The 3,820-nt window shown below is 73.0% G+C and carries 5 protein-coding genes and 1 pseudogene; 4 read left to right on the top strand and 2 right to left on the bottom strand.

The annotated features are described in order from the left end of the window. The 3 genes and pseudogenes from R6V09_RS48215 to mmpA form a co-directional block, all read left to right on the top strand. Window positions 1–252, top strand: a pseudogene (locus R6V09_RS48215) (oxidoreductase); the annotation flags it as partial. Between the two features lie 81 nt (window positions 253–333). After that, window positions 334–1,023 carry an endonuclease V gene (locus R6V09_RS48210; RefSeq protein ID WP_317887788.1) on the top strand — a complete coding sequence of 230 codons (690 nt, stop codon included), beginning with the start codon at window positions 334–336 and terminating at the stop codon, window positions 1,021–1,023. Between the two features lie 86 nt (window positions 1,024–1,109). After that, a complete protein-coding gene (gene mmpA, locus R6V09_RS48205; RefSeq protein ID WP_200709604.1) occupies window positions 1,110–1,247 on the top strand; it encodes a morphogenic membrane protein MmpA in 138 nt (45 codons plus the stop codon). A gap of 241 nt (window positions 1,248–1,488) precedes the next feature. Here the strand turns inward: mmpA and R6V09_RS48200 are convergent, their stop codons facing one another. Both R6V09_RS48200 and R6V09_RS48195 read right to left on the bottom strand, forming a co-directional pair. Further along, window positions 1,489–1,704 carry a hypothetical protein gene (locus R6V09_RS48200; protein WP_317887787.1) on the bottom strand — a complete coding sequence of 72 codons (216 nt, stop codon included), beginning with the start codon at window positions 1,702–1,704 and terminating at the stop codon, window positions 1,489–1,491. A 146-nt stretch (window positions 1,705–1,850) separates the two neighbouring features. Beyond that, window positions 1,851–3,029 (bottom strand): saccharopine dehydrogenase family protein, encoded by a 1,179-nt coding sequence (locus R6V09_RS48195; RefSeq protein ID WP_317887786.1) that lies wholly within the window; start codon window positions 3,027–3,029, stop codon window positions 1,851–1,853. Between the two features lie 299 nt (window positions 3,030–3,328). Here R6V09_RS48195 and R6V09_RS48185 point away from each other — a divergent pair. Further along, window positions 3,329–3,820, top strand: a 492-nt coding sequence (locus R6V09_RS48185; RefSeq protein ID WP_317887785.1) for a CaiB/BaiF CoA-transferase family protein, incomplete at its 3' end; no start/stop codon positions are given.

Below are 3,820 nucleotides of genomic sequence, written 5' to 3'. Positions count from 1 at the left end.
CGACGCTCTTCCGATCTCACCTGGGCTCCCGCCACGACCCCGCCGCCCGCCTACCGCTCCGGCGCGACCTGGCTGCCCCGCAGCCGCTCCACCGCCCTCGCGGTCGGCCCCACCGGCACGGACCTCACGACCGACGCCGGCCGCACCTGGAAGACGGTCGACACCGGCTCGTACGACACCGTGGACTGTGCGGCCGACCTGGGCTGCTGGGCGGCGGGGGAGAAGGGGCGCGTGGCGCGGCTGGAGGACTGAGGAACCGGGGGCGGGGCGGGGGCCACCATGGTCCCCGCCGTTCTTCGCGCCCCGCAGGATCCCCGTACGCTCGGCACCACCATGACGACCGTACGCATTCCCGCGGGCTGGCCCGCGACCGAGGAGCAGGCCCGCGCCGTCCAGGACGAGTTGCGGGAACGGGTGGTGACGGGCGAACCGGGGCCGCCGCCAAGGACCGGGCACGTCACGGGAGTTGACGTCGCCTACGACGACGAGCGGGACGTGGTCGTGGCAGCGGCCGTCGTGCTGGACGCGGCGGACCTCACCGTCGTCGCCGAGGCCACCGCCGTCGGCCGGGTCTCCTTCCCGTACGTGCCGGGGCTGCTCGCGTTCCGTGAAATCCCCACGGTGCTGGCCGCGTTGGAGGCCCTGCCGTGCCCGCCGGGCCTGGTCGTGTGCGACGGCTACGGCCTGGCCCACCCGCGCCGCTTCGGCCTCGCCAGCCACCTCGGCGTCCTCACCGGCCTGCCCACGATCGGCGTCGCGAAGAACCCCTTCACCTTCACCTACGACGACCCGGGCATCCCGCGCGGCTCCGCCTCCCCGCTCCGTGCGGACGCCGACGAGGTCGGCCGCGCGCTGCGTACCCGCGAGGGCGTGAAGCCGGTCTTCGTCTCCGTCGGCCACCGGGTGACCCTGGACAACGCCTGTGCCCACACCCTCGCGTTGACCCCGGAGTACCGCCTCCCGGAGACGACCCGCAGGGCGGACGCGCTGTGCCGGCGGGCACTGCGGGAGGCGACCGCCTGAGTACCCGCGTCGAGCCGCTTCTGAGTACCTGTTCTGAGTACTTGTACGGATGTGGCCGCACCCGGGTGATCGGCAGGCTGTGCCGCATGACAACGCACCGTTCCCCGAAGCCCGTTGCCCACCCGAGCCAGCCGATCGAGCGTGCCGTGACGATCGCGCTCGTCCTGTCCGTGGCGGCGGGCCTCGCCTGGATCGGCGGGATGATCTACACGCTGTGGCCGTGAGCCGGGCGGGCCCATCGGGGCGGGACAGGGCGGGACGGGGCGGGAAACCAACGAGCCCCACACCGCAACAAACGGTGTGGGGCTCGGACTTGAGCGCCGGGCAGGCCTTGCACCTGCATTTCCCCGCAGGAAGCGGGGCGTCTTTCCTTGGACGACCGACGCGCGACCAGACTCCGGATGTTCCGGCGACCGGCTCAAGATCCATCCTAGCCCATCCCGAGGATTACTCCGAACTCCCGGATCAGCGCGGCCAGTTCGTGGCCCGGCGTGCCGCGTCGGCATGCCACCAGCCCGGCGGGGACGGGCCGACGGCCGCGGCGGTGGGCTGGTCCGGGTGCAGTCCGAGGCGCCGTAGCGCGTCGGCGCGCACCCGGACGTCGAACCAGCCGTGCCAGTGGCCGTCCGGTCCGATGCCGCAGGCGAGACCCCAGCTCAACTCGTCCTGGGCGAAGGGCATCCAGTCGATGCCGCGCTCGCGCAGTCAAGCGCGCGTGGCCGCCCACGGTGTGAGGCGGCCGGGCAGGTTCTCGTAGGCCGCGACGGTGATCCACTCGGTGTACGGCGTCTCCATGGCGTCCATCGTGACACGAGGAGCCGCCACACTCACCGGGTCGCCGCCACCCGGAACACGATGCCCGCGGCGCGGAGTCGCTCGATGAGGGCGTCGCCCATCGCGACCGCCGTCGTCACCTGCCCTGCGGTGGGCGGGAGTTCGTCGAGGGCCAGGGCGAGGGCCGCTTCCGCGAACATCTTCGCCGTCTCGTCGTAGCCGGGGTCGCCGCCCGCGACCTCGGTGAAGACGCGTCGGCCGCCGCCCTCGCCCACGAACTTCACCGAGAACCAGCTCTTCGCCCGCTTCTCCGGGCTCGGTCCGTCGCCCGGCTTCAGGCGGTCGGACAACCAGCGTCGGGCGGGCGGGAGTTGAGCGGCGGTGGCCAGTGCCCCGACCGCCGTGACACCGCCGAGCGCCACGGGAAGGTGCCGTACGGCCGCGTAGTGGCGGTAGCGGAAGTCGGGGCCGTAGCGGTCCAGGGCCTTCGCGGACCGTTGGACGACCTGCGGGTCGATGGTCGGCAGGGGCACCGCCCAGGAGCCGACCTCCCCGGCGAACCGCGGTGCCCCCATGGGTGCGGTGGCCCGGCGGCCGACCAGTCGTGGCTCGTGGCGGCGCCGCTCCCGGGCGGCGGACAGCACGTGACGGCCGCGCCCGAGCTGGGTCAGTGCCGTGGCGAACGTACCGCCGGAGAACATCGCGTCGGCGGTCACGAATCCGTCCACCGTCAGCGGAACCCCCTCCGGCAACTGCTGGACGGTGAAGTATGCCCCCAGGTCGTGCGGAACCGAGTCGAAACCGGCGGAGTGCACCAGCCGTGCGCCGGTCTCACGCGCGCGTGCGTCGTGGCGGACGTACGTCAGGTCGACGAACTCCGGCTCGCCGCTGAGGTCGAGATAGTCGGCGCCGGTGTCCGCGCAGGCGGCGACGAGGTCCTCGCCGTAGCTGACGTAGGGGCCGACCGTGGTGGCCACCACGCGCGCGTGCTCGGCGAGTTCGCGCAGGGAGGCCGGGTCGGACACATCGGCGCGCAGGACGCCCACCGCCGTGCCGCCGGGCAGCCGTTCGCGCAGCCGCTTCAGTTTCAGCTCGTCGCGGCCGGCGATCGCCCAGCGCAGCCCCTCGGGCGCGTGCGCGGCGAGGTACTCCGCGGTGAGCGCGCCGACGAAGCCCGTGGCTCCGAAGAGCACGATGTCGTAGGGACGGTCCGTCCTGTTCAGCCTGCTCATGACACTCCTGGGTCCCGCAGCCCGCGCCGCTGTCGGTGGCTGAGGCTAGCGTGAAGAGTGCGGAGCCCGACGACGAGCCCGGAGGTATCAGGTGGCCGTGCCCAGGAACGCCCTGAAGAAGTGGGCGAAAGTACGCGAGTTCGCCCACGGGCTGCCGGGTGCCGCCGAGCTGGACGCAGCCGAACACGGTTGACGGCGGGCAACTTGGCTAAGCGCTTGCTCGCCCAAGCCTTGTATTGAGTGGAACACGTTCTTATCATCACTGGTGTTACATCAGTTGTGTCACAGCTGGGGGCTGGATGACAGCGGCAACGACGCCCGGGCACGGCCCGCTCTCCGGCGTGCGCGTCGTCGAGCTGGCCGGGATCGGCCCCGGCCCCTTCGCGGCCATGCTCCTCGCCGACCTCGGCGCCGACGTCGTCCGCGTCGACCGGCCCGGCGGCCCCGGACTCGGGGTCAGCCCCGAGCACGACGTCACCAACCGCAACAAGCGCTCGGTGCTCGTCGACCTGAAGGCGCCCGACGGCCCCGCGCGCGTCCTCGACCTGGTCGAACGCGCCGACATCCTGATCGAGGGCAACCGCCCCGGCGTCACCGAGCGCCTCGGCGTCGGCCCCGGGCCCTGCCACGCCCGCAACCCCCGGCTCGTCTACGGCCGGATGACCGGCTGGGGCCAGGACGGCCCCCTCGCCCAGCGCGCCGGCCACGACATCGCGTACATCGCCCTCACCGGCACCATCGGCATGATCGGCAGCCCGGGGGAGCCACCGCCCGCCCCCGCCAACCTGCTC

It is taken from the genome of Streptomyces sp. W16 (assembly GCF_033194735.1).
Classification (GTDB): Bacteria; Actinomycetota; Actinomycetes; order Streptomycetales; family Streptomycetaceae; genus Streptomyces.
This window is presented reverse-complemented; position numbering and strand designations above follow the sequence as displayed.